The 26,396-nt window shown below is 61.5% G+C and carries 29 protein-coding genes; 18 read left to right on the top strand and 11 right to left on the bottom strand.

From position 1 onward, the window contains the following. Positions 1 to 50 precede the first annotated feature (50 nt). The gene (xerD, locus tag J4D99_RS10945) at positions 51 to 950 is read right to left on the bottom strand and encodes a site-specific tyrosine recombinase XerD (RefSeq protein ID WP_208131737.1); all 900 of its coding nucleotides are present in this window, start codon (positions 948 to 950) and stop codon (positions 51 to 53) included. A 148-nt stretch (positions 951 to 1,098) separates the two neighbouring features. Here xerD and J4D99_RS10940 point away from each other — a divergent pair, with 148 nt between their 5' ends. From J4D99_RS10940 to J4D99_RS10905, 8 genes are all read left to right on the top strand, one after another. Continuing rightward, positions 1,099 to 3,678 (top strand): glycoside hydrolase family 95 protein, encoded by a 2,580-nt coding sequence (locus tag J4D99_RS10940; RefSeq protein ID WP_236018616.1) that lies wholly within the window; start codon positions 1,099 to 1,101, stop codon positions 3,676 to 3,678. Between the two features lie 154 nt (positions 3,679 to 3,832). Next, positions 3,833 to 4,315: a type II 3-dehydroquinate dehydratase gene (locus J4D99_RS10935; RefSeq protein WP_208131736.1), complete on the top strand. Its 483-nt coding sequence runs from the start codon at positions 3,833 to 3,835 to the stop codon at positions 4,313 to 4,315. A gap of 198 nt (positions 4,316 to 4,513) precedes the next feature. Then, positions 4,514 to 6,580, top strand: coding sequence for a T9SS type A sorting domain-containing protein (locus J4D99_RS10930; RefSeq protein WP_208131735.1), 2,067 nt, complete (start codon positions 4,514 to 4,516; stop codon positions 6,578 to 6,580). Positions 6,581 to 6,628: 48 nt separating this feature from the next. Then, positions 6,629 to 7,732: an aminotransferase class V-fold PLP-dependent enzyme gene (locus tag J4D99_RS10925; protein ID WP_208131734.1), complete on the top strand. Its 1,104-nt coding sequence runs from the start codon at positions 6,629 to 6,631 to the stop codon at positions 7,730 to 7,732. 163 nt (positions 7,733 to 7,895) lie between these two features. After that, a complete protein-coding gene (rnhA, locus tag J4D99_RS10920; RefSeq protein ID WP_208131733.1) occupies positions 7,896 to 8,351 on the top strand; it encodes a ribonuclease HI in 456 nt (151 codons plus the stop codon). Between the two features lie 4 nt (positions 8,352 to 8,355). Continuing rightward, a complete protein-coding gene (locus J4D99_RS10915; RefSeq protein WP_208131732.1) occupies positions 8,356 to 8,706 on the top strand; it encodes a hypothetical protein in 351 nt (116 codons plus the stop codon). Positions 8,707 to 9,000: 294 nt separating this feature from the next. After that, positions 9,001 to 9,480: a GyrI-like domain-containing protein gene (locus J4D99_RS10910; RefSeq protein ID WP_208131731.1), complete on the top strand. Its 480-nt coding sequence runs from the start codon at positions 9,001 to 9,003 to the stop codon at positions 9,478 to 9,480. Between the two features lie 39 nt (positions 9,481 to 9,519). Further along, positions 9,520 to 10,242 carry a tRNA1(Val) (adenine(37)-N6)-methyltransferase gene (locus tag J4D99_RS10905; RefSeq protein WP_208131730.1) on the top strand — a complete coding sequence of 241 codons (723 nt, stop codon included), beginning with the start codon at positions 9,520 to 9,522 and terminating at the stop codon, positions 10,240 to 10,242. A gap of 32 nt (positions 10,243 to 10,274) precedes the next feature. On the opposite strand, the gene J4D99_RS10900 is transcribed toward J4D99_RS10905, so the two are convergent. Genes J4D99_RS10900 through J4D99_RS10890 form a run of 3 tightly spaced genes read right to left on the bottom strand, consistent with a single transcriptional unit; the run spans position 10,275 to position 13,326 of the window. Further along, a complete protein-coding gene (locus J4D99_RS10900) occupies positions 10,275 to 10,973 on the bottom strand; it encodes an ABC transporter ATP-binding protein (protein WP_208131729.1) in 699 nt (232 codons plus the stop codon). A gap of 14 nt (positions 10,974 to 10,987) precedes the next feature. After that, positions 10,988 to 11,953 (bottom strand): hypothetical protein, encoded by a 966-nt coding sequence (locus J4D99_RS10895; protein ID WP_208131728.1) that lies wholly within the window; start codon positions 11,951 to 11,953, stop codon positions 10,988 to 10,990. 14 nt (positions 11,954 to 11,967) lie between these two features. Then, the gene (locus J4D99_RS10890; protein ID WP_208131727.1) at positions 11,968 to 13,326 is read right to left on the bottom strand and encodes a saccharopine dehydrogenase C-terminal domain-containing protein; all 1,359 of its coding nucleotides are present in this window, start codon (positions 13,324 to 13,326) and stop codon (positions 11,968 to 11,970) included. Positions 13,327 to 13,468: 142 nt separating this feature from the next. Between J4D99_RS10890 and J4D99_RS10885 the strand changes: the two genes are divergently transcribed. Together J4D99_RS10885 and J4D99_RS10880 are read left to right on the top strand one after the other, a co-directional pair. After that, positions 13,469 to 13,993, top strand: a complete 525-nt coding sequence (locus tag J4D99_RS10885; RefSeq protein WP_208131726.1) for a cytidine deaminase — start codon at positions 13,469 to 13,471, stop codon at positions 13,991 to 13,993. Positions 13,994 to 14,157: 164 nt separating this feature from the next. Then, the gene (locus tag J4D99_RS10880; RefSeq protein WP_208131725.1) at positions 14,158 to 14,538 is read left to right on the top strand and encodes a DUF423 domain-containing protein; all 381 of its coding nucleotides are present in this window, start codon (positions 14,158 to 14,160) and stop codon (positions 14,536 to 14,538) included. 82 nt (positions 14,539 to 14,620) lie between these two features. Here J4D99_RS10880 and J4D99_RS10875 read toward each other — a convergent pair whose 3' ends face one another. The 4 genes from J4D99_RS10875 to J4D99_RS10860 all read right to left on the bottom strand — a co-directional run bounded on the left by J4D99_RS10875 (position 14,621) and on the right by J4D99_RS10860 (position 17,872). Beyond that, on the bottom strand, positions 14,621 to 15,052 hold the full coding sequence (locus J4D99_RS10875) for a DUF1573 domain-containing protein (protein ID WP_208131724.1): 432 nt from the start codon (positions 15,050 to 15,052) through the stop codon (positions 14,621 to 14,623). A 118-nt stretch (positions 15,053 to 15,170) separates the two neighbouring features. Then, positions 15,171 to 15,830: a hypothetical protein gene (locus J4D99_RS10870; RefSeq protein WP_208131723.1), complete on the bottom strand. Its 660-nt coding sequence runs from the start codon at positions 15,828 to 15,830 to the stop codon at positions 15,171 to 15,173. A 93-nt stretch (positions 15,831 to 15,923) separates the two neighbouring features. Continuing rightward, positions 15,924 to 17,360, bottom strand: a complete 1,437-nt coding sequence (locus J4D99_RS10865) for an ATP-dependent DNA helicase (RefSeq protein ID WP_208131722.1) — start codon at positions 17,358 to 17,360, stop codon at positions 15,924 to 15,926. A gap of 77 nt (positions 17,361 to 17,437) precedes the next feature. Then, positions 17,438 to 17,872, bottom strand: coding sequence for a PaaI family thioesterase (locus tag J4D99_RS10860; protein ID WP_208131721.1), 435 nt, complete (start codon positions 17,870 to 17,872; stop codon positions 17,438 to 17,440). Positions 17,873 to 17,944: 72 nt separating this feature from the next. On the opposite strand from J4D99_RS10860, the gene J4D99_RS10855 reads away from it, so the two are divergent. From J4D99_RS10855 to coaD, 4 genes are all read left to right on the top strand, one after another. Next, the gene (locus tag J4D99_RS10855) at positions 17,945 to 18,562 is read left to right on the top strand and encodes a DUF4126 domain-containing protein (protein WP_208131720.1); all 618 of its coding nucleotides are present in this window, start codon (positions 17,945 to 17,947) and stop codon (positions 18,560 to 18,562) included. A gap of 33 nt (positions 18,563 to 18,595) precedes the next feature. Continuing rightward, complete coding sequence (locus J4D99_RS10850) at positions 18,596 to 19,102, top strand: NUDIX domain-containing protein (protein ID WP_208131719.1); 507 nt, start codon at positions 18,596 to 18,598, stop codon at positions 19,100 to 19,102. 128 nt (positions 19,103 to 19,230) lie between these two features. After that, positions 19,231 to 20,103: a DUF3822 family protein gene (locus tag J4D99_RS10845; protein WP_208131718.1), complete on the top strand. Its 873-nt coding sequence runs from the start codon at positions 19,231 to 19,233 to the stop codon at positions 20,101 to 20,103. Positions 20,104 to 20,152: 49 nt separating this feature from the next. After that, positions 20,153 to 20,620, top strand: coding sequence for a pantetheine-phosphate adenylyltransferase (coaD, locus tag J4D99_RS10840; RefSeq protein ID WP_208131717.1), 468 nt, complete (start codon positions 20,153 to 20,155; stop codon positions 20,618 to 20,620). An 84-nt stretch (positions 20,621 to 20,704) separates the two neighbouring features. Here the strand turns inward: coaD and J4D99_RS10835 are convergent, their stop codons facing one another. Then, positions 20,705 to 21,202: a hypothetical protein gene (locus tag J4D99_RS10835; RefSeq protein ID WP_208131716.1), complete on the bottom strand. Its 498-nt coding sequence runs from the start codon at positions 21,200 to 21,202 to the stop codon at positions 20,705 to 20,707. A 189-nt stretch (positions 21,203 to 21,391) separates the two neighbouring features. Between J4D99_RS10835 and J4D99_RS10830 the strand changes: the two genes are divergently transcribed. Beyond that, positions 21,392 to 23,023 (top strand): ABC-F family ATP-binding cassette domain-containing protein, encoded by a 1,632-nt coding sequence (locus J4D99_RS10830; RefSeq protein ID WP_208131715.1) that lies wholly within the window; start codon positions 21,392 to 21,394, stop codon positions 23,021 to 23,023. 91 nt (positions 23,024 to 23,114) lie between these two features. Further along, a complete protein-coding gene (locus J4D99_RS10825; RefSeq protein ID WP_208131714.1) occupies positions 23,115 to 23,915 on the top strand; it encodes an outer membrane protein in 801 nt (266 codons plus the stop codon). An 85-nt stretch (positions 23,916 to 24,000) separates the two neighbouring features. On the opposite strand, the gene J4D99_RS10820 is transcribed toward J4D99_RS10825, so the two are convergent. Beyond that, the gene (locus J4D99_RS10820; RefSeq protein WP_208131713.1) at positions 24,001 to 24,171 is read right to left on the bottom strand and encodes a lmo0937 family membrane protein; all 171 of its coding nucleotides are present in this window, start codon (positions 24,169 to 24,171) and stop codon (positions 24,001 to 24,003) included. Positions 24,172 to 24,378: 207 nt separating this feature from the next. Between J4D99_RS10820 and J4D99_RS10815 the strand changes: the two genes are divergently transcribed. Next, entirely contained in the window at positions 24,379 to 25,266 is an 888-nt protein-coding gene (locus J4D99_RS10815) for a 3-hydroxyacyl-CoA dehydrogenase family protein (protein WP_208131712.1), read from the top strand. 122 nt (positions 25,267 to 25,388) lie between these two features. Further along, positions 25,389 to 25,928, top strand: a complete 540-nt coding sequence (msrA, locus tag J4D99_RS10810; RefSeq protein ID WP_208131711.1) for a peptide-methionine (S)-S-oxide reductase MsrA — start codon at positions 25,389 to 25,391, stop codon at positions 25,926 to 25,928. A 55-nt stretch (positions 25,929 to 25,983) separates the two neighbouring features. On the opposite strand, the gene J4D99_RS10805 is transcribed toward msrA, so the two are convergent. Further along, entirely contained in the window at positions 25,984 to 26,292 is a 309-nt protein-coding gene (locus tag J4D99_RS10805; RefSeq protein WP_208131710.1) for a hypothetical protein, read from the bottom strand. Positions 26,293 to 26,396 lie beyond the last annotated feature (104 nt).

Below are 26,396 nucleotides of genomic sequence, written 5' to 3'. Positions count from 1 at the left end.
ACTTCGTTGCGCTCGCAATGACAAACGATTTTTCGCCGCCCCGATTAATCCTAGCTTCTGGGGTGAAACTCGGTAATAACCTGCCGCAGGTAGTCGCGGTCGAGGTGGGTATAAATTTCGGTGGTCGTGATGCTGACGTGGCCCAGCATTTCCTGCACCGCGCGCAGGTCGGCGCCGCCTTCGAGCAGGTGCGTGGCAAACGAGTGCCGCAGCGTGTGCGGGCTGATGGTCTGGCGCAGGCCGGCCAGCTCGGCCAGCTTCTTGATGGTGGTGAAGACGGTGATGCGCGACAGCTGCCGGCCACGCATACTCAGAAAAACGAGGTCTTCGCAGCCGGGCTGCACGGTAAGATGCTGGCGCACGCCGCCCAGGTAAAAGTGCAGGTGCTTCACGGCCTCACGCCCAATGGGCACCAGCCGCTCCTTGTTGCCCTTGCCCAGCACCCGCATGAAGCCTTGTTCAAAGTAGAGGTTCGACAGCTTCAAATCGCAGAGCTCGCTCACGCGCAGGCCCGACGAGTAGAGCACCTCCAGCAGCGCCCGGCTGCGCAGGCCTTCGCTGGTGCTCAGGTCGATGGCCCCTAGCAGATTTTCAATGTCGGGATACGAGAGGGTGTCGGGCAGGTGGCGGCCGGCCTTGGGCGACTCCAGCGTGTCGGTGGGGTCAATTTTGAGCAGGTCTTCCATGATGAGAAACTCATAGAAAGCCTTAATACCCGACAAGGTGCGCGCCTGCGAAGTGCCCGATAGGCCGAGCTCGGTGAGCGCGGCCAGAAAATCGCGCAGCAGGCGCGTGGTTACTTGCAGCGGGCCCGCCTTGAGCTTCTCAAATTCGAGCCACTGCTGCAGCTTGCGCACGTCGCGGATATACGCCTCTACCGAATTAGGCGAGAGTGACTTTTCGAGGCGCAGGTAGCCATCGAATTGTTTGAGAGCTTGCGGCCAGGTCACTTGGTTAACAGATGAGTTATTTGTGGCGGGCAATGGGCTACCGCGCCGCAAAAGTCGGGGCTAGCCGCGTTGCCGCCGAATCATGTCGGTTATTCGTGGCCAGAACCTGCTCTGCACGCTTTTGCTGGCTCACCACTCACCAGAACTTATGCCCTACCTCCCGCCAAAAATGCTAGCCCCAGCCTGCTGGCTAGGGGTGCTGCTGGGTTTGCTAGCCCTGCCCGCCCAGGGACAGGTAGTCAACAAGCTTTGGTACAAGCAGCCCGCCCAGCAGTGGACCGAAGCGCTGCCCCTAGGCAACGGCCGCCTCGGGGCCATGGTATTTGGCGGCCCCGAGCAAGAGCTGCTGCAACTCAACGAAAGCACGCTGTGGAGCGGCGGCCCGGTGCGGGCGAGCGTGAACCCTGGCGCGGCGGCGGTGCTGCCGCAGGTGCGGCAGGCGCTGCTGCAAGACCAGGACTACGGCCGGGCCGACCGCCTCGCCCGCCAGATGCAGGGCCTGTATTCGGAGTCGTATATGCCGCTCGGCGACGTGCGCCTGCACCAAAACCTGGGCGGCCGCACGCCTACTGACTATTACCGCGACCTTGACCTGGCCACCGCCACGGCCACCACGCGCTTCGTGGCGGGCGGCGTGCGCTACGAGCGCACGGCCTTTATATCGGCGCCCGACAAGGTGCTGGTGCTGCGCCTCAGCAGCAGCCAGCCGGGCAAACTGAGCTTCGACGTGTCGGCCCGCTCGCTGCTGCGCTACCGGGTGGCGCTCGGCGCGCCCGGCGAGCTGCTGGTGCGCGGCAAAGCCCCGGCCCACGTTGACCCCAATTACTACAACCGCCCCGGCCAGCCGCCCGTGGTATATGCCGACACCAGCGGCTGCAACGGCATGCGGTTCGAGTACCGGCTGCGGGTGCTGACCAAACAAGGCACCGTAACGGCCGATACGGCCGGCCTGCACGTGCGCCAGGCCACCGAGGTGGTGCTACTGGTAGCGGCCGCTACGTCGTTCAATGGCTTCGATAAGTGCCCCGACCGCCAGGGCCTCGATGAGGATGCCCTAGCCGCTGCCGCGCTGCGCGCCGCGGCCGGCCGCAGCTACGCCGCCCTGCGCCAGCACCACCTGGCCGATTATCAGGCTTTGTTCAACCGGGCTACGCTGGTGCTGTCCGGGCCGCTAGCCCCTGCCGGGGGCGCCGCCCCAGCTACCGATGAACGGCTGCAAGCCTATGCGCGCGGTGCTACCGACCCGGCGCTGGAGGCGCTGTACTTTCAGTTTGGGCGCTATTTGCTCATTTCCTCTTCGCGCCCCGGCGGGCCGCCGGCCAACTTGCAGGGCATCTGGAACAAGGAAGTGCGCCCGCCCTGGAGCTCGAACTATACCATCAACATCAATACCCAGATGAACTACTGGCCGGCCGAGGTCACGGGCCTGAGCGAACTGCACCAGCCGCTGCTCGACTGGCTGCCTCACCTGGCACAGACCGGCCGCACCACGGCACGCGAATTTTATGGCGCCCGCGGCTGGGTAGCGCACCACAACTCCGACCTGTGGGCGATGTCGTACCCGGTGGGTGACCGCGGCCAGGGCGACCCCATGTGGGCCAACTGGGCCATGGGCGGCAACTGGCTGTGCCGCCACCTCTGGGAGCACTACCTCTACACTGGCGACCAGGCTTTCCTGCGCCGGGCTTATCCCGTCATGAAATCGGCCGCCGAGTTCTCGCTAGCCTGGCTGGTCGACGACGGCCACGGCCACCTAGTCACGGCCCCCTCGACCACGCCCGAAAACAAGTTTCGCGACGCGGCAGGCCACGAGCAGAGCGTATCGGTGGGCACGACCATGGATATGTCCATCATCCGCGACCTATTTGCCGGGGTGCGGCAGGCGGCGGGGGTGCTAGGGGTCGATGCTGGCTTTCGCGACAGCCTACGGGCGGCCACGGGCCGGCTGCTGCCGCTGCAGGTAGGTAGCCAGGGGCAGCTGCTGGAATGGTCGCAGGACTTTGCCGAAACCGACCCACACCACCGCCACGTTTCGCACCTCTACGGCCTGTATCCAGGCTGGGAAATAACGCCGCACACCAGCCCCACCCTACTGGCCGCCGCCCGCAAAACCCTTGAAACCAGGGGCGACGAAGGCACCGGCTGGAGCAAGGGCTGGAAAATAAACTGGTGGGCGCGCCTGCTCGATGGCGACCACGCCTACCGCCTGGTGCGGCAGCTGCTCACCTACGTGCCGGCCACTACGGGCTGGGGCGGCCCCGGCGGCACCTACCCTAACCTGTTCGACGCCCACCCGCCGTTCCAGATTGACGGCAACTTCGCGGGCACCGCCGGCATGGCCGAAATGCTGCTACAAAGCCACGACGGCGCCCTGCACCTGCTGCCCGCCCTGCCCGGCGCCTGGCCCACGGGCACGGTCACGGGCCTGCGCGCCCGCGGGGGCTTCGAGGTTGTATCCTTGCACTGGCAGCAGGGCCGGCTAGCCAGCCTCACGGTGCGCGCCACCCTGGGCGGCAACCTGCGCCTGCGCGTGCCCCAGGGCCTAAAGGCGCCCCAGGGCGCTTCCCTGAAAGCCGCCACCGGCCCCAATCCGAATCCTTTTTACCAGCAAAGCTTGTTTTTCACCTCGGCGGCCGGCGGCACTTCTCCGGCTGGGTCGTCGGCCTGGGCGGAGTATGACCTGGCTACGCAAGCTGGCAAGACTTATACCCTGACCTGGGTCCGCTAGCCCAACCGGGCCAGCGCTGGGTCTGTATTAATAATTGAGAGTGTGTTTAGAAATTTAAAAGAACGTCATGCTGAACTTGTCGAAGCATGACGTTCTGAAAGCGATTTTAGCCAGAGCTAAATACGCTCCTTAGTCAACCATTACGCTTACTTCCTTGAACATTCTGATTCTCAACGGCCCCAATCTTAACCTGCTAGGCCGCCGCGAGCCGCACATCTACGGCACGCGCTCGTTCGACGACTTCCTGCCCGAATTGCAGGAGTCTTTCCCTGACCTTGCGCTCACCGCTTTCCAGAGCAACCACGAAGGCGCGCTCATCGACCGCCTGCACGTGGCGGCCGGCTGGGGCGAGGCGGGTAGCACGGCCGCCAGCCAGGCCGTGGTGCTGAACGCGGGCGGCTTTACCCACACCAGCGTGGCGCTGGGCGATGCTGTGGCCGCCGTGGCCGGCGCGGGCCTACCCGTGCTCGAAGTGCACCTGAGCAACTTGGCCGGGCGCGAAGACTTTCGGCACAAAAGCTACATCGGCAAGCACTGCGTGGGCAGCATCGCGGGCTTTGGGCTGGAAAGCTACCGGCTAGCCCTGCATTACCTGCTGAGCCAGCGGCCCCGGCCGGTGGGCTTTGGCCGGCGTTAGCTTAACGCCAGCACTAAAATGGGATAATATTGCATTTAACCCCCTCACATACTTACTAAGCCTCATTGCACTGGTACTTTTGGTAGAAAGCTATTTTTACAATAAGTATCAATGTCTCCTCTATTACGTTATGCTGGGCCCGCTGTGCTTGCTTGGCTATGCATCGCGGCGCCCCAACTAGCGCGTGCTCAAAGCTGTATGCTGGCGCCGGTGCCCCTGAGCCAGCGTAGCCAGCAGGCTACGCTGGTAGTAGAAGCCCGCGTGGCCAGCCAGCAGGTAGCAGACCTGGGCGGCCACCTCGTGACCCGCAACACCTTGGAGGTCTTCAAGGTATTTCGGGGCCAGCTACCGGCCGGGCCGCTGAGTTTGCTCACCCAGGGTGGCACGCTGGGGCTGCGCCGCGAGGACGTAAGCGGAGCGCTGCAGCTACTGACCGGGCAGCAGGGCATCTTTTTTCTGGAGGCCGACCCTAGCCAGCCGGGCGAGCGGCGGGCTTACGCCGGGCCGCAGGGATTTATCCGCTACGACCTGGCCGACCTGACGGCCAGCGAGCCGTTTGGGCGCTACGCCAGCATCGGCCAGGCCCTTTACGAGGCCGTGCAGGCTGGCGCCGGCACTACCTACCGCACGGTGGCGGCCAACAGCGCCTTGACTACCGCTACTCAGCGCCGCAGCCTGCGCGCGGCGGCTGGGCCGCTGGCTACGGCCATACCCGCCATCAGCAGCTTTTCGCCCAGCGCCGTAACGGCTGGCACCAGCACCGCCAACCGGTCGTCGGCCGATGGGGTGCTCACTATCAATGGCTCGGGCTTTAACGCCACGCAAGGCACGGGCTACGTCGAGTTTCGCAACGCCGACGATGGGGGCGCCACCTACATCCGGCCGGTGGCCGGGGCCTACCTGCTGTGGAGCGACACCCAGATTCAAGTGCAGGTGCCCTCGGCTAGCAACACGGCCGGCACCGGCACGGTGCGGGTAACTAACAGCGACGCCAACACGGCTGCTTCGGCTAGCCCCCTCACGGTGACCTATGCCCTGACGAGTGTTTCCAGCAGCTTTACGGGCACCGCGCAGCCCTACTCGGTGCGGCTGGCGGGCACCAGCGAGACCGACAACGTAGCCAGCAACCCCACCGGCTACTTGCTGCACTACACCACTAGCACTACCGCCGGCACGCAGGTGCCAGCGGCGGCCCGCACTTCGTTTGAGACAGCCCTTGCCAGCTGGCACTGCCAGGCCGGCGCCAACCGCAGCTTGGGCGCCGACGCTTCGCCAACGGCAGCCGCGGCCGACGGCGTAAATCTCGTGGCGTTCGGCTCCCTCTCCACCGGCGTGCTAGGCGTCACCAATAGCTACTACCAGGGCTGCTATGTGGGCTCAGCTGTCAATTGGGACCTGATTGAAACCGATTATACGTTTACCAACGCGGCGGCCATCAACTGGTACTACGGCAGCGGCACGCCGGCCCCTACCGACTATGACTTTCAAAGCGTTGCGCTGCACGAGCTGGGCCACGGCATTCTATTGTCGCATATCATTTCCAGCACCGGGGTCATGAATTACTCCATTTCCAACGGCCAAACCAAGCGCACCCTCGACGCCAATACCGACCTGGCGGCCGCCACTAGCGAAACTACTTACAGCACTGCCGCTACCATGCACTGCGCGGCCGCTTACACCGGCCGCACTATCCTTACCTACAGCTCCAGCAGCTGCGTACTGCCGGTAGAGCTAGTAGCCTTCACGGCACGCCACGTGCCCGGCCAGGGCACGCTGCTGAGCTGGGGCACCGCTTTGGAAAGCAACAGCGCCGCCTTTGTAGTCGAAAGCCAGGCTGACCCGACCACCAGCGCCTGGCAGGCCGTGGCGCAGGTGGCGGCAGCCAGCTCTAGCACCAGCCCGCGCCAGTACCAGGCCCGCGATATGCGCCCGCTGGCCGGCACCTGCTACTACCGCCTGCGCCAGGTAGACCTCGATGGTAAGGTAGCCTACTCGCCCGTGGTGAGTGTATCGGCCACCGCTACCGAGCTGGTGGCCTACCCCAACCCCGCCACCGGCACGGTGCACCTCAGCGGCCCGCTAGCCCCCGGCAGCGCGGCCCAGGTGCGCCTGCTCGATGCTACTGGCCGCTGCATGGCCAGCGCCACCGGCCCTGCCGGGCGGGCAGCCTTCGACCTGCCGCTGGCCAGCGTGCCGGCCGGCCTCTACGTGCTGGAGTGGGATGGCGGGGCGGGCCGCGCCCACACCCGGCTAGTAGTGCAATAAGGTGCCGGGCGGGGCTTTTTGGGCTAGCCCCGCCCCTACCTTTGCGGCATGGCAACCCTCCCCACATATACCTTCAACCCCGGCCCAGCAGCCGTGTACCCCGAAGTGCGCCAGTACCTGGCCGACGCATTTGAGGAAGGCTGGCTGTCGGTGCCGCACCGCTCCGAGCGCTTCACGGCGCTGGTGCGCCACTGCCTCGACCAGGCCCGCCTCAAGCTCAACATTCCCCAAGACTATACCATTCTGTTTACCTCGTCGGCTACCGAATGCTGGGAAATTCTGGCGCAGAGCCTGACGCCGCGCCGCTCGTTTCACCTCTACAACGGGTCGTTTGGGCAGAAATGGTTTGACTACGCCCGTGCCCTGCGCCCCGGCTGCACTGGCCTGCGCTTCGATATCAACGACGTGCCCGACCCGGCCACGCTACCCTTCAACCCCGAGGAAACCGACCTCGTGTGTCTCACCCAGAATGAAACCAGCACCGCCACCCAACTGCGCGACCAGTTCATTCTCAACACCTTCAACCGGCTAGGCCCTGCTTTGCTGGCTGTTGATGCTACTTCCTCGCTGGGGGGGCTAGCCCTCAAGTTCATCAAGGCCGACGTGTGGTATGGCTCGGTGCAAAAGTGCCTGGGCCTGCCGGCCGGGCTGGGCATCATGGTGCTATCGCCCCGCGCCGTGGCCCGCGCCCGCGAAGTAGGCGATAATGCGCACTACAACAGCCTGAACGGCATGGTGAAGCAGATGCTCAACTACCAAACCACGCACACCCCCAACGTGCTGGGCATCTACCTCCTGAGCCGGGTGCTGCAAGCCCGCGAACCCATCAAAACCATCGCCCCGCACCTGGCCGAGCGCGCTCAGAAGCTCTACGACTACTTCGAGCAGGTGCAGCCGCTGGGCCTGCGCCCACTCATCGACAACACCGAGGCCCGCTCTACCACCGTCATTGGCCTGCAAGGCCCGGCCGCCCTCATTGAGGAGATGAAGCGCCGCGCCCGCGACGAGGCCGGCCTGCAGCTGGGCTCGGGCTACGGCGACCACAAGGCCACGAGCCTGCGCATCGCCAACTTCCCAGCCGTGCCCGATGCCGCATTTGAGGCACTGGTGCAGTTTTTTGAGAAAATCCGGAATGAGGAAGTAGCACGCTAGCCCAAGGCGGGGTACCTCGCCTCCGGCCCCTCTCCTTGGGGAGAGGGAAGCCTAGTGCAAGCAAAAGTTAAGTATCGTCAGTAGTCGTCAGGCTCCCCTCTCCTCAAGGAGAGGGGCCGGGGGTGAGGTACCCCGCAATAGGCCGCATTAGTTTAGTATTCCCTTGATAACCTTATTTACCGATGGCTCGTCGCGCGGCAACCCCGGCCCGGGTGGCTACGGCACCATCTTGCGCTACGGCCCCCACGAAAAGGAGTTGAGCCAGGGCTTCCGCCGCACCACCAACAACCGCATGGAGCTGCTGGCCGTGATAGTGGGTCTGGAAGCCGTGACGCGCCCCGAAATTCCCATCCTCGTCGTCTCCGACTCCAAGTACGTAGTCGATGCGGTAGAAAAGCGCTGGGTCTTCAACTGGGCGCAAAAGCCCGACTTCGGCAAAAAAGCCAACGAGGACCTCTGGCGCCGCTTCCTGCGCGTGTACAAGGAGCGCAAAGTGTCTTTCAAATGGATAAAAGGCCACGCCGGCCACCCCGAAAACGAACGCTGCGACGTGCTGGCCGTGCAAAGCGCACTCGGCAAAGGGCTGCTAGTAGATGAGGGCTATGAGGCGCTAGGGTAAGGTTATGAACGCGGGCCTAGCAAGCAGATTAGCTTCTTATTATGAACTTCCGCCTGTTGCACAACGGGAAACGCGGAAGCTGGTGCTTGAAACAGCGAACGCCGACCCTGCTGCATTTATTCGGTTAGTTCATGCGCAAAAGTTTGAAACAGTAGCTGATGAGTTGAGTAATAAGTTACCCATTTTCTATGAGGCACTAGCGACGGACTTAGACAATTGGGGCGACTTTTTTATGCAAGAAGCTCAGCGCCTATTTGCCCTTGCGCGCACGGCTACCGCTCCGCAGAAAGTGCTGACTTATTTGGACGAATTTTCCTTTATCAGCGCTGCCGAATTCAAAAAAGAGATGCGCTAGTTGCGTTATTAAGCAAGGAGCTGGAAAATGAAGCATTGGCACTTCGCTACTATGCAGCCAGTTTGTTACCTGATTTCATTAAGCCCACCGATTTTGGAACAGTAACCAAACTGCGGCAACTTTTACATGACCCGGACTGGCACGTCAGGTATCGGGTATATGGAGACCTAAAAGACCTCAACTTACTTACTGGACAAGATACTATTTCGTGGTTCGATAAGCTCCGCGCACGTGTTTTTAATCCTTTCGACCTGAGCTGAATAATTAGCGGTGCCCAAGCCTAAAAGTCTCCTCATGCAGCCGCGCTTCGAAACCCTGCCCGAAACGACCCTAGCCGGGCAGCGCCAGCGCCTGTCGCTGCTGGCCGATACGACGGCCGCGCTGTGGCGGAGCTTCGGGCAGCGGCTGCGGGCGCAGCCCTTCGCTGGCAGCGCCGAGCGGTATTCAGTGCAGATGTATGGGGCTGCTTACTTTCAAAGCTTTCGCCCCGAAGCTATTTTCGAGAAGTGGGCAGCCGTGGCCGTAGCGCAGGCAGCGGATGTGCCAGCCGATTTGGAGCTACTTGTGCTGCCAGCCGGCCTCTACGCTGTATTCGACTACCAGGGACCCGCTAGCGGCGGCCCGGCCGTGTTTCGCTACATTATGCTGGAGTGGCTTCCCACATCTGGCTACGCCCTGGATGACCGGCCCCACTTCGAGGTACTGCCCGCCAACTATCGCCCCGATGCCCCTACAGCTAAAGAAGAAATCTGGATTCCTGTAAAGCCTCGCTAGGGCTGTACTGACTGCCCAGACCCACTTACTCCCGCTATTTTGCCCAACGACTTTTTTCAATTTCAGCAATTCCGCATCGAGCAGGCTTATTGCGCCCAGAAGGTGAGCACCGATGCCTGCCTGCTGGGCGCGGCCACCGACCTCACCGGGGCTAGCCGCGTGCTGGACATCGGCACCGGCACCGGCCTGCTAGCCCTCATGGCTGCCCAGCGCGCCTCAACTGCGCTGATTGAAGCCGTGGAAGTTGACCCAGCCGCTGCCGCGCAGGCTGCCGCCAACGTGGCAGCTAGCCCCTGGGCCGACCGCATAGCTGTGCATGCCCTGAGCCTGGCGGCTTACGCGGCTACCAGGCCGGCACCATTCAGCCACCTCATTTGTAATCCGCCATTTTTTCGGCACAGCCTGGCCCCGCCCGATGCGGCCCGCGCCCTGGCGCGGCATACGGGGGCCAGCTCGCTCACTTTTGCCGAAATCTGCAATTTTGCCACGGCGCACTTGGCGCCGGCCGGCACGCTCACCGTGCTGCTGCCGCCGCCCGAGATGCAGCATTTTGCGCAGGCGGCACTGGCTAGCGGGCTAGGCGCGCAGGCGCGGCTGGCCGTGCGACACCGCCCGGGTGGGCGCATCACGCGCAGCATCTGGCAGTTTGGGCGCGAAAAGCCGGCTAGCCCGCTCGATTCTACTCTTGTCATCCAAGAGGCTGACGGACAGTATTCGGCAGCGTTCCGGGCACTACTGGCAGGATTTTACCTGGCGTTGTAGGCTGGGCTTTTAGCCACCTGGGCTGGCCAGGGTCACAACAGTTGGGCTAGCTGGCTCAGCTTCTGGCCATGCAGGGCGGCCAGCAAGTCGGCTTCGAGGGTGCCGAACTCGGCCGCAGTGTAGTGGCGCTGCACTTGGCCCGCCACCAACACGGTGGCTTCGTCGGCCACCTCGGTGAGCGTGCCCAGAATGTGCGAAGTGAGCAGAATGCCGGTGCCCCGGTCGCGCAAGCGCTTTAGTACTTCCTTGAGCAGCAGGTTGGCCTCAAGGTCGAGGCCGTTGAAGGGCTCGTCCAGGATGAGGTAGGCAAAATCCTGCACCAGCACGGCCAGCAGGGCCAGCTTCTTCTTCATGCCGGCCGAGTATTCAGTGGCGTATTGGTCGAGGGGAAGCTCCAGCACCTCGTTCCAGCCGCGCAGGTCGGCCACCGGCCGGCCCCGCGCCTGCAGGCAGAAGGTCACGTACTCGCGCCCGGTGAGGCGGGGGTAGAAATACGGCTCGTACGGTACCAGCCCCGTGACTTCGCGCACCAGCAGGCTCGCACTTTCGCTAGCCCGCACGGTGCCCGTAAAGCCTCTTTCCAGGCCGTAGAGGCAGTTGATAAGCGTGGTTTTGCCAGCGCCATTGGCCCCCACCAGGCCGTGGATAATGCCCGGCCGCACCGCCAGGCTCACGCCGCGCAGCACTTCGTGGGGGCCGTAGGCTTTATGCAAATCCTTGATTTCAAGCATAAGACAGGTTGTTGCTAAGTGGCCAATACGGCCCGCAAGCGGCGCTGGCTTTGCCACACCAGCCCACCAGCAGCGGCCAGCATTACGGGCGGGTAGGCCGGGTGCCAAGCCCCTAGCAGGCCCACCGCCAGCACCAGCCCCTGGGTACTGCGAATATGCCCCACAACCGGGTAAAAGGCGTATTTACAAAGAATTACCATACTCAGCAGCCACAGCCAAAACAGCGCCACCGCCAGGACAGCGCCCCCACCGGCGCTCCCGAGCCCCAGCAATAGCCAAAACGGCGCCGCCGTAGCTGCCGCATAGCCGAGGCCCAGCGCCAGGCGCCGCCGCAAAAACTGCCGGGGCGTGCGGGCCGCCAGCGTCAACATTGGGCTAGGCTCCGGGATGCCGTAGCAGGCGGCTACTACCAGCAGCCAGAGCAGCAGGCCCGCCACCGGCGCCAGGGGCTGGGCGCGCTGCCAAGTAGCTAGCGCCACCAGTATAGGCCACAACCACAGACCCTTGGTGGCCCGCATCCCTCCTACCCACTCAAACGCCTCGCTCCGAAACGGGCTGCGCCAGCGGTGCCGGGTGGCGGCATCGGCGCGGGCTGGCGGGGCCCAGGCTACCAGCGGCGCCAGCCCCAGCAAGAGCGCCGCGGGGCCGTAGCCTCGCACTGCTAGCAGACCGAGCGCCCCCGGCAGCGCCGCTAGCCCATACTCGACCGCCAGCCACGGCCGAAAGCCAGGCGCCGCGCTAGCCAGAAACGGCAGGTCGGCGCGCTGGCGGTGCGCCCCTAGCAGCGCCCCCGCCCCCAACAGCGGCAGCAGCCAGCGCCCCACCGGGTGCCCTCCCAGGCTGGCCAGCGCCTGCAATAGGCCTAGCCCTAGCATCGCGCCACCTAGCACCAGCCGCCACCAGCCAATTTCACACAGGAGGCGGGCTAGCAGCCGCAGCCGTAAGCGCAGGTAAGCGGCCAGCGGGGCGGCAGGGAGCATGGGGTGACGAAACATTAACGGGCGTCGTCGTGCTCTTCAAAGGCAATGCCGTAGTCGGCTGCCAGCTCTTGTAGAATGGGCGCGTAGAGCTCCGCCGTGGTGGGGATGACCACGCCGCGGCCCGCTACCTCGCCGCGCAGCAGCCGGCGCACGGCCATGCCCAGCGGCAGGCCCACGGTTTGGGCCATGGCCGTGTGCGTGGCATCGGCCCCGGTCACCACCAGCGAGGCCGTGCGGCAGCGCGCCTGGCCCTGCAGCTCATACTCAAACTGATGCTGCATCACCACCTGGTCGCGGTCGTGGGGGCCGAGCGCCCACTTCTCTACCAATAAGTGCTCCAGCAGCTGGGCCGGGGTAGCGTTGGACATGCCTACTGGGCGCTCGCCAAAGATGCCTAGCCAGGCCAGGCGCGTTAGCTCGGGGCCGTGCAGGTCAAGGCCAAAGCTGGCGGCTACGTGCTGGGCCACATCGCCCACTATTTCTTCTTCGGGAAAGCGACTAGCTACCAGCGCCTGCCAGGGCAGGCCGGCGGGGTTATCCAGGCGGGTTTCATCATCGGTGAGGCCTAGCTCGACCAGTACCTGCCAGGCCGGGCAGTAGCCGGGGCGGCGCAAGGTGCCGCGCAGCATAGTTTGCACGTCGGCCAGCCCATACGCGGCGCGGTACGTGAGCGAGTCGCGGTTGGCGTAGCCCTCGAAATGGCCGTGGCCGGGCACACTTATCGTGGCGGCACGGGCAAACAGCTCGTGATACGAAATGTGTTGCAACTCGCCGTTTTCGAGGTACTGGGCGGGGCCGCCCTGGCCAGCCAGCACCACGTTGCGCGGGTTCCAGCTGAACTTGTAGTGCCAGGGATTGTCGCCTTCGCTCTCGGGCGCCACCAGCCCGCCGCAGTACGAGCGGAAGCCGGTGATGCGTGCGCCTTGCTCATTCAACGCATTGATAGTCTGCATTGCCGACATGTGGTCGAGCCCGGGGTCGAGGCCGCATTCCATCAAAAACACCAGGCCGGCCGCCTGCGCATCCTGGTGCAAGGCCTGTACGTCGGGGCTCACGTAGCTGGCCGTGGCCAGGTGGCGCCCAAACTCCAGGCAGGTTCGGGCCACCAGCGGGTGCAAAAAGGCGGGCAGCATCGAGATAACGAGGTCGGCCTCCGCTACCAGCTCGCGCAGCTGTGCGGTATCGCGCGCATCGAGCGGTACGGCGCGGGCATACTGCGAGTGCGCGGCCAGCACCGGGGCGAGGTGGGCGGGCGCGGCATCGGCCACGGTCAGAAACCAGCGCTCGGCCGGGGCGTGGCGCAACAGGTACTGAATAAGTGCCGAAGCCGAGCGACCGGCCCCGAGTAGCAGCAAGCGGGTAGGTGGGGTCATGCGGGCAAAAGTACATGGCCCGCCCAATGAGGCCAGCCTGGCGGGCTGGCCCTTCTCAGAGCGGGGCTAGCCGTTTTTGCGCCCGGGTTGCCTATTCCAAAATAAGCCCTTACTTTGTCGCCCCGTTTTTATTCCCGCCGCAATGGCTGCCCCCACCATCGACGCTACCACTACCCTGCGCCAGCTTTCGCTGCACTACCACGAGCTAGCCACTCCCGACCAGCTCAGCGCCGCCGAGCGCCAGGTCTGGGACGCTGCCCGCGCCGCCACCGCCCATTCCTATGCCCCCTATTCGCATTTCCACGTGGGTGCCGCACTTTTACTGGTCGATGGCAGCCTCGTGCAGGGCACCAACCAGGAAAACGCCGCCTACCCCTCGGGTCTGTGCGCCGAGCGCACGGCCTTGTTTGGGCTGGCGGGCAGCCGGCCCAGTCCGCCGCCGCTTATCGTGGGCATGGCCGTGGCGGGCCGCCCCGCCGAGGGCGAGTTTGGCCCCGCCCTACCCTGCGGCGCCTGCCGCCAAGTAATGCTCGAATACGAAGTGCGCCAGGGCCAGCCCATTTGGTTGCTACTCCCGAGTATTAGCGGCTCGGTGCTTCGTTTCGAGCGCTTGGCCGACTTGCTGCCGTTTCATTTCTCGGCCGATGCACTACCGCCCCGAGCCTGAGGCGCTAGCTGTTGCTGATGAATCAGTTACGCTCATAAAGTATCATATCGAACCTTACCGGGCATCTTGCGCGCACCAGTAGCATGCTAGCCTAGCAATAGGAACGAGATGCCTCACGGGGCTCAGCATGACGTTCTTTGCAAGCAAATTTTTATCGTTTGCTTATGTCTCCCCGCCTTATTCTTCAGCTCGCGGCCCTGCTAGGGGCGCTTACCGTGGCCATCGGCGCCTTTGGCGCGCATGGCCTGCGGCCCATGCTTGAGGCCAGCGGCCGCCTCGAAACCTTTGAAACGGCCGTTCGCTATCAGTTTTATCACACGCTGGCCCTGCTGGCGGTGGGCATGCTGGCCGTAGCCCGGCCCGAGCTGCGCGACCCGCTCGACACCACGGCGGCGCTGTGGCTCGGGGGTATTCTTATCTTCAGTGGCTCGCTCTACGCCATCTGCTTCACGGGCATCACCAAGTTTGGGGCGGTGGCCCCCATCGGTGGCTTGCTGCTCATTGGCGGCTGGATTCGCCTGCTGCTGGCCGTGAGCAAGCTCTAGCTTACGCTCGATATGACGCAAAAAAAGGGGCTAGCCACAGTGGCTAGCCCCTTTTTTATAGCTAATAGTAGCTAAAAAGCGCTTACTTAGCCGAAGCCGTGGCGGCTTCCTTTACCTCGCCTACGAGCGACACGGTGGTGCTGCCACCGGCCGAGTTCGAGTCGATGGTCAGCACTTTGGTTTGCATGCCCATTTTGCCAGCCGAGTTGAATTTGGCCGAGATGGTGCCGGTTTTGCCGGGCTGCACGGGCTCTTTGGTCCAGCTAGGGGTGGTGCAGCCGCAGCTTACGCCGATGTTAGAAATCACGAGCGGCTGGGTGCCAGTGTTCTTAAACTTAAACACGTGGTCCACAATGTCGCCCTGCTTGATGGTGCCGAAGTCGTACTTCACTTCCGAAAACTCAATCTGGGGGCCGGCCGGCTTCGCGGTGGCTTTGGCAGGCTTGGTGGCCTGAGCGTGGGCAGCGGTGCCCGCAAACGTGAGGCCCAGGGCCAGCAGCAGCATCTTCGTCATGACAGGGGTAGGATTGGGTTATTGGGAGAAAAACAAATTTAAGCGATAAGCCGGCGCTGGCAAATCTGCGGCCAATTTAACAACAACGTCGGCCAACGCTAGGCCGCTAACCCCACAGCTAGCTTTTGAATTCCTTGGAATACGGAAATTGACGCGATGCCTTGCGCATAATTACCGTGATAATGCTGCCCGTATCGGAGCCCAGGCCGCGCCCAAGGCTTTTATCGTATTTCCACAGCAGCTCGCTCGTTTTGCCATCGTGGATGTTGATGCTCAGCTTGCCTGTGTTGGTTGAGCCGCTAAAACCCACCATCATGGTCATGGCGATGGCCGCCCCATTGGAGAAAGGCTGCGAGCTTTCAAACGTGCCCGAGATAATGCCGTCTACGCCCAGCAGCTGGGCTAGCTCCTCCATCGTCATGGTGGGCATCTTCTCGGCCGTGATGTTGGTTTTGGCCAGCAGCGCGTTGGTTTTGGCAACGTCCTGCACGTCTATCGTCATATCCTTGTCTTGCTTTTGCTTGAGGAAGTACGATTGCAGGGCGCTTTGCACATTCAGGCCTTCGCGCAGCTCCAGCTGGTGCACGCCTTCGGGGCCGCCATTTTTGGCCACTTCATTAGGGCGCAGCGATAGCGTGGCCTTGAAGGGCAGGATGGCCAGCACCTTGTGGTCTTTGGCTAGCTCCTTAAACTTGGGGCTGGTGTAGATTTCACGCGTTTGGGCAGCCGCCACGCCCACTGTAAACAGCAGGGCAAAAGCCAGGAAAAGATGTTTCATAAAGCAGGCAGAAAAAAGGGAGGTAGAAAAGATGAAAAATGCGCGACCAAGGTAAGCGCTTCATTCCTATAATTCCAATTCTTCTGCACCGCGCTATTCGCTTGCTTCTGCCTCATTTTCAGCCAGCAGCCGCCGCTGAAAATTGAGCAGGAACAGCCGCTCCGACGCCCGCGTAATGGCTGTGTAGAGCCAGCGCGCAAACTCGCCGCCCACCGGCTCGTCGGGCTTGATAAAGCCATGGTCGACAAACACCGCCTGCCACTGGCCGCCCTGCGCCTTATGGCACGTGAGGGCGTAGGCAAACTTTATTTGCAACGCATTGAGATACGGGTCTTTGCGCATCTCGGCGTTGCGCTCGCTCTTCTTGGTGAGGTGGGCGTAATCTTCGGTAATGGCTTGGTACAGCTTCTCGTTTTGGTCGCGCGGCAGCGAGGGGCTTTCGGTGTGCAGCGTATCGAGCAGCAGCTTCACTTCCAGCTCGGGCTCGTCGGGGTAGTCTACCAGGCGTACCCTGGCCTGCGCAAAGCGGCAGCCAAAGACCTCTTCGCGGCGTATTATCTTTTGAATTTCCAGAAAATCGCCATTCGCCAGAAAGCCGATTTCCGAATCTTTGGGCAGCCAGAAATAATTGTTGCGCACCACCATGATGTAGTCGCCAGCCTCAATCTCTTCCTCAGCTTCAAACAGCGTGCGCCGGATAAGTTGGTTGTACTGGTTAGCGTTGCGGTTGGAGCGGCAAATGATGGTCGTGTTCTCGTGGCCGAAGTGGCGATAGGCCCAGCGCAGACCGTCTTCGAGCTTGTCGCCACCCATCTTAAAAATGTCGCGAAAGCCCTTGGTATGCAAGTGAATATCCGGCGTTTCCTCGCGCAATTCCTCGCGCAGCTCGGTGGCATTCACTAGGATGCCCGAGGCCTCGGCCTGACGCATTACCTGGCGCAGCTCTACCCCATCGACCCTAGCACGGAAACGATGGGCTAGCAGCTCAGGGTCGAGGGCGGGGCTCAGCAGCTGGCCCACCGGCGGCAGCTGGGCCGTGTCGCCGATGAGCAGCAGCCGGTTGGTGCTGCGCTCAAACACGAAGCCCATGAGGTCGTCGAGCAGGCCGTTTTCGCCAAAAGCCTTCTCATCAGAAATCATAGAGGCCTCATCCACAATAAAAAGCGTTTCCTCTTGGCGATTGGGCTGGCGCGTGAAGCTGAGGCGCTCGCTGGGCGAGCCGCTGGTTTGGCGGTATATTTTTTTGTGAATGGTGCTGGCTGGCACGCCCGCGTAGGCGCTCATCACCTTGGCGGCGCGGCCGGTGGGCGCCATGAGCGCGTAGCGGCGCTGCATGCGGCCTAGCCACTGCACGAGGGCGCTCACAACGGTGGTTTTGCCGGTGCCGGCGTAGCCGCGCAGCACAAACACCTTCCGCCCCGGCAGTTGGTCGCGCAAAAACTCATCGAGCTGCACGAATAATTCGGCCTGGTCGTCGGTCGGCTCGAACGGGAAATAATCGCGGACCGAGGGAAATCTAGCTTTTAGCACAGCTACTAACGTTTGTTTTGCTCTTTCGCCAGCAGAACAGATGGATTTAAAAAACCTAACGAGCGGCGTAATAACTATTAGCCAACCGGCTCAATCACCGCCATCGTGGCCGAAGCCTTGGCAATCAGCACGTCATCGCACCACACTTCGGCCTCGCAGAAATGCAGGCGCCGCCCGGCTTTTAACACCCAGCCGATGGCTTTGATTCGCTGGCCCACGCCGGGATTTAGGTAACTCACTTTCAGGTCGGAAGTAACCACGCCGAAGTTTTCGGGCACGAGCGTGACGGCGGCAAACCCCGCGGCCAGGTCGGCCATGGTGGCCACGAGGCCGCCGTGGGCAAAGCCGCGCTGCTGCTGGTGCTGCACCTCTAGCGGCAGCTCGGCCTCGATGCGGCCGGGCTCGATGCGGGTGAGGTCGGCCCCGATGAGGTGCATAAAGTGCTGGCGCTTGAGCTTTTCGCGGATGCGGACTTCGAGGTCGAGGGCGGGTTCGGGCGTAACTGCGTTCATAAGTAGCTCAAAGATACCGGCCGGCCAGGGGTGCTTACCTTACGGCCACATTTTTGCAGCTCCCTGCTTGCTATGGACCATCTATCGACTTTGCAGTACCTCGTGGCCGGCGCGCTGGGCCTGGGGCTGGCCGCGTGCAGCGGCTTTCGGGTGTTTGTGCCGCTGCTGGCGGCCAGCGTGGCCCACCGGGTGGGCTGGCTGCCCAGCTCGCCGGGCTTCGACTGGCTGAGCAGCTGGACGGCCCTGGTGGTGCTGGCCACCGCCACCGTGGCCGAGCTGGTGGGCTACTATGTGCCCTTCTTCGACCATTTGCTCGACACGCTTACCACGCCGGCTTCCTTCATCGCGGGCACTTTGCTTATGACCTCTTCGCTCACCCACCTCGACCCCACCCTGCGCTGGACGCTCGGCATCCTGGTGGGTGGCGGTGCGGCGGGCGTGGTGCAGGGCGGCACGGCGCTGCTGCGGGCCGGCTCCACGGCCACTACCGGCGGGCTAGCCAACCCCCTGTTTGCCACCCTCGAAAACGTGCTCGCCGTGGCCGGCACCTTCCTCACGCTGCTGCTGCCGTTGGTGATGGCCGGCCTGGTGCTGGCGCTGCTGGTATTCATAGCCAGCCGGTGGCGGCGCTGGCGGCAGCGGCGCGCGGCGCGGGTGGTCGCTTCACCCATCCAGGATGGGTTTGCGTAGAGGCCCCAGATTATTCCGGCTAGCTTTGCATGTATGCCCACTGACCCTATTCAGGCAACTAATTCATTATTAACCCCCTACACCGGAACGGTGCGCGTGCGTGTGGGCGGCATCCTGGTGCGCAACGGAGCCATTTTGCTGGCGGCCCACCGCGGGCTGCTGCCCGATGGTGCTACGTTCTGGTCGCCGCCCGGCGGGGGCTGGGCCTTTGGCGAAAGCCTGAAAGAAGCCTTGCAGCGCGAATTTTTGGAAGAAACGGGGCTAGCGGTGCGCGTGGGCCGGCAGCTGCACCTGCACGAGTTTCGGCGCGATGAGCTGCAGGCGCTGGAAATATTTTTTGAAGTACTGGCCGACGACCCCGCCACCACGCCACGCCTGGGCCACGACCCTGAGCATGCACCCGATGCCCAACTGCTCACCGAGCTGGCCTGGTACACCCCGCGCCAGCTGCTAGCTCTGCCGCTGGCCCAGGTGCACCCCGTGCTGCGCGGGCTCCTCAGCACCGACGACGTGTTTGTGCCGCAGGTTCTGCTGAACTAACACGCTGCTGGCGGGCCGCCAGGGCTAGCACGGCCGCCCCAATTACTAGCCTTGCCTACTGCGTGCTCCTGAGGCGCACCGCCAACTATCTTTACCCCGGCCGGCCGCTGGGCGGGCCTTTTTTGCCCGTGTCTGCTACTTCTACCCTGCCCGCTACCCCCACGCTGAGCCTGCGCGACGATACCTTCGACGCAGCCAACCTCACGGCCTACCACCTGTATGCGGTGGCTAGCCCCGGCCGCTTGCGCCTGGCCGTGCTGGATGTTGCCCGCCATAAAATAGTCGCTTTCGACGACCTGCCCGCCAACTCGCTGGCCGAGCTGCCGGCCGTGGCGGCGAGTACGCTGCTGGGCCAGCCGGGCTGGGCGCGCCTGCGCCTGGCGCTAGGGGGCGGCGCCTCGCCGCTGCTGCCCGCGCCCCTCTACCGCACCGGCGATGAAACTGCCTACCTGGGCCTGCACCACGCGCTGGCCCCTAGCGAAGAGGCCCTGGCTTATACGCTGCCCCTGCCCGCCCCGGCCACTGATATTGTGAGCCTGTTTGCGGCCCCTGGCAGCCTAGTGCAGTGGCTGCAGCGGGTGCACGGGCCTAGCGCACGGCTGCTGCCGCAGGCCAGCGCGCTGCTGGGCGGGCTGCTGCACCAGCGCGGGCCCGGCGCCGCGCCGCGCCAGCTCTACCTCAGCCTGGCCGACTACGAGCTGACGGCCGTAGTGCTGGGCACGCAGGTCGAGTTCTGCAATTCCTTCACGGTGAGCACGGCCGAAGATGTGGCCTATTATACCATCCTCGTGATGCAGGAGCTGGGCCTCAACCCCGACCAGGACACCGTCACCATCTGGGGTGAGCTCACGAGCGACTCGGCCACGTTTGCGCTGCTGAGCACCTACGTGCGCAACCTGCGCTTTGGCGCGCGGCCGTTTGGCCTGCAGTATTTTTATTACCTCAACGAGGTGGCCGAGTATCGGCACTTCGATTTATTCAGCCTGGCTTTTTGCGAGTAGGCACTGATTGGTTATTAGCAAATTTCGGCAATAAGCCAGCCGCAACTACATGAAAAGAATTGCGCTTTTCCCCGGCTCTTTCGACCCGTTTACCAACGGCCACCTCGATATTGTGCGGCGCGGCGTGGGGCTGTTTGACGAGGTAATCATTGCCATCGGCACCAATAGCAGCAAGCAGCGTCAATTTCCGCTCGCCTGGCTCACGGCCCAGCTCGACGCCTTGTTTGCCGATGAGCCGCGCGTATCGGTGCGCAGCTACCAGGGGCTCACCACCGAGTTTACCCGCGAAACGGGGGCTAGCTACCTGCTGCGCGGCCTGCGCAATACGCTTGATTTTGAGTATGAAAATGCCATTGCCCAGGCCAACCGCCAGCTCAGCCCCGGCCTCGAAACCGTGTTTCTGGTGACCTCGCCCACCCAGGCGGCCGTGAGCAGCACCATCATCCGCGAAATTCACCGGTTCGGCGGCGATGTGAGCCAGTTTGTGCCCTTTACCTTGCCCGCACTTTCGGCCTGATTTTCTACCAGATAACCCTTTGTCCAAAACAAAAAGGCCCCCACTTCCAGGCTGGAAATGGGGGCCTTCATTTTGCTGGTTTTTCTAGCGCTCCATTGCTTTCAGCGGGTCAACGGTGTCAGCTTTATAATACTGCATGGCCACGAGCGAGGTGATAACGCCCGTCATGGTGCCTAGCAGGATGATGGCCAGAAACGCAACCACCACCGACAAGTCGAAGCCAAACAGGTTTTCTACCTGCGTCAGGTCGAGCGAGTGCGGCATGATGGCCGTCAGGATGATGAAAAACAGGCCTAGTATTACAGAAGCCACCATGGCCGTAATAATACCCGTGCCATAGCCGCCCAGGTAGGGCATTTGGTTGCCACGCAACTGATGTAGGTACCTGATAGCCAGCACCGAGCCTGTGATAAGTATCAACACATCGAGGCTACCGGCCTCAATGCGCGAGAAAAAGCCCAGCAGCGCGGCGGCCAGCGTATAAACGCACAGCACCACGCTAGTCATTACGCCGTAGCGAAAGCCATTTTGTTCGGGGGTAAGCGTGCGCGCCGTTGGCGCGGTGATGGAAGTAGCAGCCATAAAAAAGTTAGCGTGAAGTGAAACAGCGAGCAATCGGCCGCGGTGGCCTGTTCTTCTATACTCATTTTTTGGCGTTGGTGTTGTGCGCAGGAGCAGGGCACAAATCAGCGCCGACCGGCGTTTGACTAGGGCAAGGCCGGGCGGCGGCGTATTTTTGCCTAGTTTTTTGGATTTTTATTTCTGGCTTAGATGATTTCCACGACCAACGTGAGCTTGCGCTACGGCAAGCGGGTGCTGTTTGAAGACGTAACGGTGAAGTTTTTGCCCGGCAACGTGTATGGCCTCATTGGGGCCAACGGCGCCGGCAAATCCACCTTTTTGAAGATACTCTCGGGCGAAATTGAGCCCAACACCGGCTCGGTGGAGATGCCCGCCGGCCAGCGCCTGGCCGTGCTCAAGCAGAACCAGTTTGCCTACGACGACCAGCAGGTGCTAGCTACCGTCATTCAGGGCCACCAGAAGCTGGCCGCTGTGATGCGCGAAAAAGACGCGCTCTACGCCAAATACGACCTGGGCACGGCTACCGACGCCGACGGCGAGCGGCTAGGGGTGCTCGAAGGTGAATTTGCCGACATGAGTGGCTGGGACGCGGAGTACCAGGCGGCCGAGCTGCTGAGCGGCCTCGGCATCACTGAAGACAAGCACCAGAGCCTGATGGCCGACCTGGGGGCTAGCGAAAAGGTGCGCGTGCTGCTGGCCCAGGCGCTGTTTGGCAACCCCGACGTGCTGCTGCTCGACGAACCGACCAACAACCTCGATGCCGAGAGCGTGCTCTGGCTCGAAAACTTCCTCGACAACTTCGAGAACACCGTGATTGTGGTGAGCCACGACCGCCACTTCCTCGACGCCGTGTGTAACTACATGGCCGACCTGGACTTCTCGAAAATCACGATGTACCCCGGCAACTACTCGTTCTGGTACGAGAGCAGCCAGCTAGCCCTGCGCCAGCGCCAGGAAGTGAACAAGAAGACCGAAGACAAGCGCAAAGAGCTCGAAGAGTTTGTGCGCCGCTTCTCGGCCAACGCTTCGAAATCAAAGCAGGCCACCAGCCGCCAGAAGCTGCTGCAAAAGCTGACGTTGGAAGAGATTAAGCCGTCGTCGCGCCGCTACCCGTACATTGCCTTCAAGCCCGAGCGCGAAGCTGGCAACCAGCTGCTGAGTGTGGAGGGCGTGAGCAAGCGCGTAGATGGCCACTCGGTGCTCAAGAACGTGTCGTTCACGCTCGACAAAGGCGACAAGGTGGCCATCGTGGGCCGCGATGACCGCGCCGCCTCGCTGCTGTTCGATATCATTTTTGGCGAGACGAAGGCCGATAAAGGCGAGTATAAGTGGGGAACCACCATCACCCCTAGCTACTTTCCGAAGGAAAACAGCGCCTTCTTCCAAGCCGACAACATGAACCTTGTGGACTGGCTGCGCCAGTACTCGGTGGAAAAAGACGAGAGCTTTGTGCGCGGCTGGCTGGGCCGCATGCTGTTCTCGGGCGAAGAATCGCAGAAGAAGCCCAACGTGCTGAGCGGCGGCGAAAAAGTGCGCTGCATGCTTTCGAAAATGATGCTGGAAAGCGGCAACGTGCTGGTGCTCGACGACCCGACCAACCACCTGGACCTGGAAAGTATTCAGGCCCTGAACAACGGGTTGAAAGACTTTACGGGCTCGCTCATTTTTGCCTCGCACGACTTGCAGTTCATCGAAACGGTGGCCAACCGCATTATCGAATTGACGCCCGAGGGCATCATCGACCGCCGCATGAATTACGAAGAATACCTGGCCGACGAAACCCTGAAAGCGCAGCGTCAAAAAATGTATCAGCTGGCTTAAGCTGAGGAATTAAGCAGACGTAGTTCGGGGTTTCGTCTAGTACTTCTGGCTTCTTCATTAATTCTTTTCGCCTCTCCGCTAATTTCCCTTCATGAAACGTCTGCTTCTTCCCTTTTTGCTGGGCACTGCGGCCTGGCTAGCCCCCGGCCGCAGCCAAGCCCAGGAAAAACCCGCGCTGAACACGGCCCCTCCCGGCGCGGTGCCGGCCCGCCCGGCTCCTACCCGCCCCGCAGTAGATACGACCAATGTAGCGCCTACTATTCCGGTATATACCCCGGGCCAGGCACCCGCACCAGCTGCGGCGCAGCCCTTGCCCGCCCCTAGCCAGGATAGCCCCTCGGGCCTGGAGCTGCCGGGCCGCGAGCAGGCCCGCAAAGCCGCCGAGCAACATGCTGAGCAATACACCAAGCTGTTTATTTATTCGGGCATCGGCCTGGGCTACAGCTCGTACTATGGCCTGAGCAACTTTAGCTTTAGCATCTCGCCGGCAATTGGTTACCGCGTCACCGACCGGTTTTCCATTGGCCCAGGCATTAGCTACGCCTACAACTACTATGGACAGGACAACGGCAATGGCGCGAGTAGCAGCGTGAGCACCAGCAACTTCGGCGCTAAGGTATTTGCGCAGTTCCGGGTTATCGACCAGTTCTTCATTCACGCCGAATATGAGTCGACCAAGGCCCAGCTGCTGGCCTTCGACCAGTACAACAACTATGTGGGCACCGTAACCCGCACGGTGCAGACACCGCTAGCCGGCGTGGGCTACCGCTCACAGATTAGCAACCGCGCAGCGGCTGACATTGTGCTGCTGTACAATTTCCAGGACAATTACAACAGCATTTACCCTAACCCGGTCATTCGCTTCAACTTCCTGTTCAATATCGGCCGCTAGGCCCCTATTCCAACATTTGGGCACACAAAAAGCCCCCGCTGCACTGGCAGCGGGGGCTTTTTTATGTAGTAGCAACTCTCCGGAATTATACCGGGTTGCGGCCGCTGATAACGCGCAGCAGAATGGCAATAATGGCAATTACCAGCAGAATGTGAAGCAGGTTGTTGCCCGCCAGGCCCGCGCCCAGCACGCCGAAAAAGCCGAGTGCCCAGATGATGATGAGAATGACGGCGATGATATACAGCAGATTGCCCATGAGTGAAAAGGAGAAAGAATGAAGGTGAGAAGGTATTCTAAGCCTGTTTTAGGTGGCTTGTGGGATTTGTACGGCTCGGCTGGAAAAAGGATGAAGTTGTATACATTTTTTTTCCTTGGCCAGGCTAACGGGCGTTAGCCAGTAGCTTTGTTTTGCGGAAGCGTTTTGCTGTCTAGCCGCCATCTTTTACCCTTTTCCTCCCACCCGATGAACGTTGCCGTTATTGGCTCGGGCACTATGGGCAATGGTATTGCCCACGTTTTTGCCCAGCACGGCTTTGCCGTAGCCCTTATTGATATCAACCAGCCCGCCCTCGACCGGGGCATGGCTACCATCACCAAAAACCTTGACCGCCAGGTAGCCAAGGCTACGCTGAGTGAGGATGACAAAACGGCCACGCTAGGCCGCCTGCGCACCTTCACGAGCCTCGCCGAGGGGGTAGCCGGCGCCGAGCTCGTGGTAGAAGCGGCCACCGAAAACGTGGACCTCAAGCTCCAGATTTTCCGTGACCTCGACCAGCACGCGCCGGCCGGCGCCATCCTGGCCAGCAACACGTCGTCGATTTCGATTACCAAAATCGCGGCCGTGACCAAGCGGCCGGCGCAGGTTATCGGGATGCACTTTATGAACCCGGTGCCGGTAATGAAACTGGTAGAAGTAATTCGCGGCTACGCCACTTCCGACGAGGTGACTGAGCGCGTGATGGCCCTTTCGCGCCAGCTCGGCAAAACGCCTACCGAGGTGAATGATTATCCCGGCTTCGTGGCCAACCGCATCCTGATGCCCATGATTAATGAGGCCATTATCAGCCTGTTTGAGGGCGTAGCCGGCGTAGAAGAAATCGACACCGTGATGAAGCTCGGGATGGCCCACCCCATGGGTCCGCTGCAGCTAGCCGACTTTATCGGGCTCGATGTATGCCTGGCCATTTTGCGGGTGCTGCACGAGGGCCTCGGCAACCCCAAGTACGCCCCGTGCCCGCTGCTGGTAAACATGGTAATGGCCGGCCGGCTAGGGGTAAAATCGGGCGAAGGTTTCTACCAGTATACCGCCGGCTCGAAAGACCTGGTGGTGGCTAGCCGCTTCCGAAAGTAGCGCCCGGTGCCGAGGCAGTGCCTGAACAGTATTAGTCCAATTTGCGTTATATCCGGGCGCTGTAAGTGAAACAGCGAAACTCAAATTAATCCGCGCTAATCTGCGCCATTGGTTACTTACTCATGGAACATGCAACGTTTGGAGCCGGCTGCTTCTGGTGCGTCGAGGCCGTTTTTCAAAATCTGAAAGGCGTTGAAAAAGTGGTTTCGGGCTACGCCGGGGGCCGCATTAAAAACCCTACCTATAAGGAAGTGTGCAGCGGCATGACTGGCCACGCCGAGGTAATCGACATCACTTTCGACCCGGCCGTTATCAGCTACAAGGAGCTGCTGGAAATCTTCTGGAAAACGCACGACCCGACGACCCTTAACCGCCAGGGCGCCGACGTGGGCACGCAGTATCGCTCGGTCATTTATTACCACAGCGATGAGCAGAAGCGCCTAGCCGAAGAGTACAAGCAGAAGCTCAACGACGGCCACGCCTTCCCCAACCCCGTGGTAACGGAAATAACGGCCGCGCCCGAGTTCTATGTAGCCGAGAATTACCACCAGAATTATTTCAACCTGCACGGCCACGAGCCCTACTGCCAATTTGTGGCCAAGCCCAAAGTGGATAAGGTGAAGGCGCTGTTTGGCGAGAAGTTGAAATCTATGGAGGCGTAATTGCTATTGATACTTGAAAATAAAAAGCCCGCTAGTTAGCGGGCTTTTTTATTGCTTAGCCTTTAATAATCACTGCTTCGTGGATATGGTCTAATTGTTCTTTTGACCAGCCAAATGAATTTTCGCTTAAGGAGAAGATTTCTTGGTCACTTAGCTTGAACGACAAAATGTTTTCAGTCCTGGTGCCAAAACGGCTAACTCGCTTCTTGGTAATCCATTCGCTTTGTAGTCTCGTGTAGCTTACCGTTTGTGAAGAATGAAAAAGAAGCGCATAAGTTACACTATCCGCTTGTTTATCAATCTTGATAAATCTCAATGGCTGGTCAGCTAATCCACCAAAGAACAGGAGTAAGTTAAAAAACACCAATACGTAAGGAATCGCCTTATTAGGAATATTTCCATGCCGGCCTATGTGGGATACTTGGACACCTAGGAGGGCAAACAGATTTAATATTATAAGGCTTATAA

Source organism: Hymenobacter sp. BT559, assembly GCF_017571525.1.
Taxonomy (GTDB): Bacteria; Bacteroidota; Bacteroidia; order Cytophagales; family Hymenobacteraceae; genus Hymenobacter; species Hymenobacter ginsengisoli.
This window is presented reverse-complemented; position numbering and strand designations above follow the sequence as displayed.

Excerpts from the sequence above, each read along its gene's own strand:
- J4D99_RS10940 (WP_236018616.1), top strand. The coding sequence starts at position 1,099 with ATGCCCTACCTCCCGCCAAAAATGCTAGCCCCAGCCTGCTGGCTAGGG.
- J4D99_RS10930 (WP_208131735.1), top strand. The coding sequence starts at position 4,514 with ATGCTGGCGCCGGTGCCCCTGAGCCAGCGTAGCCAGCAGGCTACGCTG.
- J4D99_RS10925 (WP_208131734.1), top strand. The coding sequence starts at position 6,629 with ATGGCAACCCTCCCCACATATACCTTCAACCCCGGCCCAGCAGCCGTG.
- J4D99_RS10915 (WP_208131732.1), top strand. The coding sequence starts at position 8,356 with ATGAACGCGGGCCTAGCAAGCAGATTAGCTTCTTATTATGAACTTCCG.
- J4D99_RS10910 (WP_208131731.1), top strand. The coding sequence starts at position 9,001 with ATGCAGCCGCGCTTCGAAACCCTGCCCGAAACGACCCTAGCCGGGCAG.
- J4D99_RS10900 (WP_208131729.1), bottom strand. The coding sequence starts at position 10,973 with ATGCTTGAAATCAAGGATTTGCATAAAGCCTACGGCCCCCACGAAGTG.
- J4D99_RS10895 (WP_208131728.1), bottom strand. The coding sequence starts at position 11,953 with ATGCTCCCTGCCGCCCCGCTGGCCGCTTACCTGCGCTTACGGCTGCGG.
- J4D99_RS10890 (WP_208131727.1), bottom strand. The coding sequence starts at position 13,326 with ATGACCCCACCTACCCGCTTGCTGCTACTCGGGGCCGGTCGCTCGGCT.
- J4D99_RS10885 (WP_208131726.1), top strand. The coding sequence starts at position 13,469 with ATGGCTGCCCCCACCATCGACGCTACCACTACCCTGCGCCAGCTTTCG.
- J4D99_RS10880 (WP_208131725.1), top strand. The coding sequence starts at position 14,158 with ATGTCTCCCCGCCTTATTCTTCAGCTCGCGGCCCTGCTAGGGGCGCTT.
- J4D99_RS10875 (WP_208131724.1), bottom strand. The coding sequence starts at position 15,052 with ATGACGAAGATGCTGCTGCTGGCCCTGGGCCTCACGTTTGCGGGCACC.
- J4D99_RS10870 (WP_208131723.1), bottom strand. The coding sequence starts at position 15,830 with ATGAAACATCTTTTCCTGGCTTTTGCCCTGCTGTTTACAGTGGGCGTG.
- J4D99_RS10860 (WP_208131721.1), bottom strand. The coding sequence starts at position 17,872 with ATGAACGCAGTTACGCCCGAACCCGCCCTCGACCTCGAAGTCCGCATC.
- J4D99_RS10855 (WP_208131720.1), top strand. The coding sequence starts at position 17,945 with ATGGACCATCTATCGACTTTGCAGTACCTCGTGGCCGGCGCGCTGGGC.
- J4D99_RS10850 (WP_208131719.1), top strand. The coding sequence starts at position 18,596 with ATGCCCACTGACCCTATTCAGGCAACTAATTCATTATTAACCCCCTAC.
- coaD (WP_208131717.1), top strand. The coding sequence starts at position 20,153 with ATGAAAAGAATTGCGCTTTTCCCCGGCTCTTTCGACCCGTTTACCAAC.
- J4D99_RS10835 (WP_208131716.1), bottom strand. The coding sequence starts at position 21,202 with ATGGCTGCTACTTCCATCACCGCGCCAACGGCGCGCACGCTTACCCCC.
- J4D99_RS10830 (WP_208131715.1), top strand. The coding sequence starts at position 21,392 with ATGATTTCCACGACCAACGTGAGCTTGCGCTACGGCAAGCGGGTGCTG.
- J4D99_RS10825 (WP_208131714.1), top strand. The coding sequence starts at position 23,115 with ATGAAACGTCTGCTTCTTCCCTTTTTGCTGGGCACTGCGGCCTGGCTA.
- J4D99_RS10820 (WP_208131713.1), bottom strand. The coding sequence starts at position 24,171 with ATGGGCAATCTGCTGTATATCATCGCCGTCATTCTCATCATCATCTGG.
- J4D99_RS10815 (WP_208131712.1), top strand. The coding sequence starts at position 24,379 with ATGAACGTTGCCGTTATTGGCTCGGGCACTATGGGCAATGGTATTGCC.
- msrA (WP_208131711.1), top strand. The coding sequence starts at position 25,389 with ATGGAACATGCAACGTTTGGAGCCGGCTGCTTCTGGTGCGTCGAGGCC.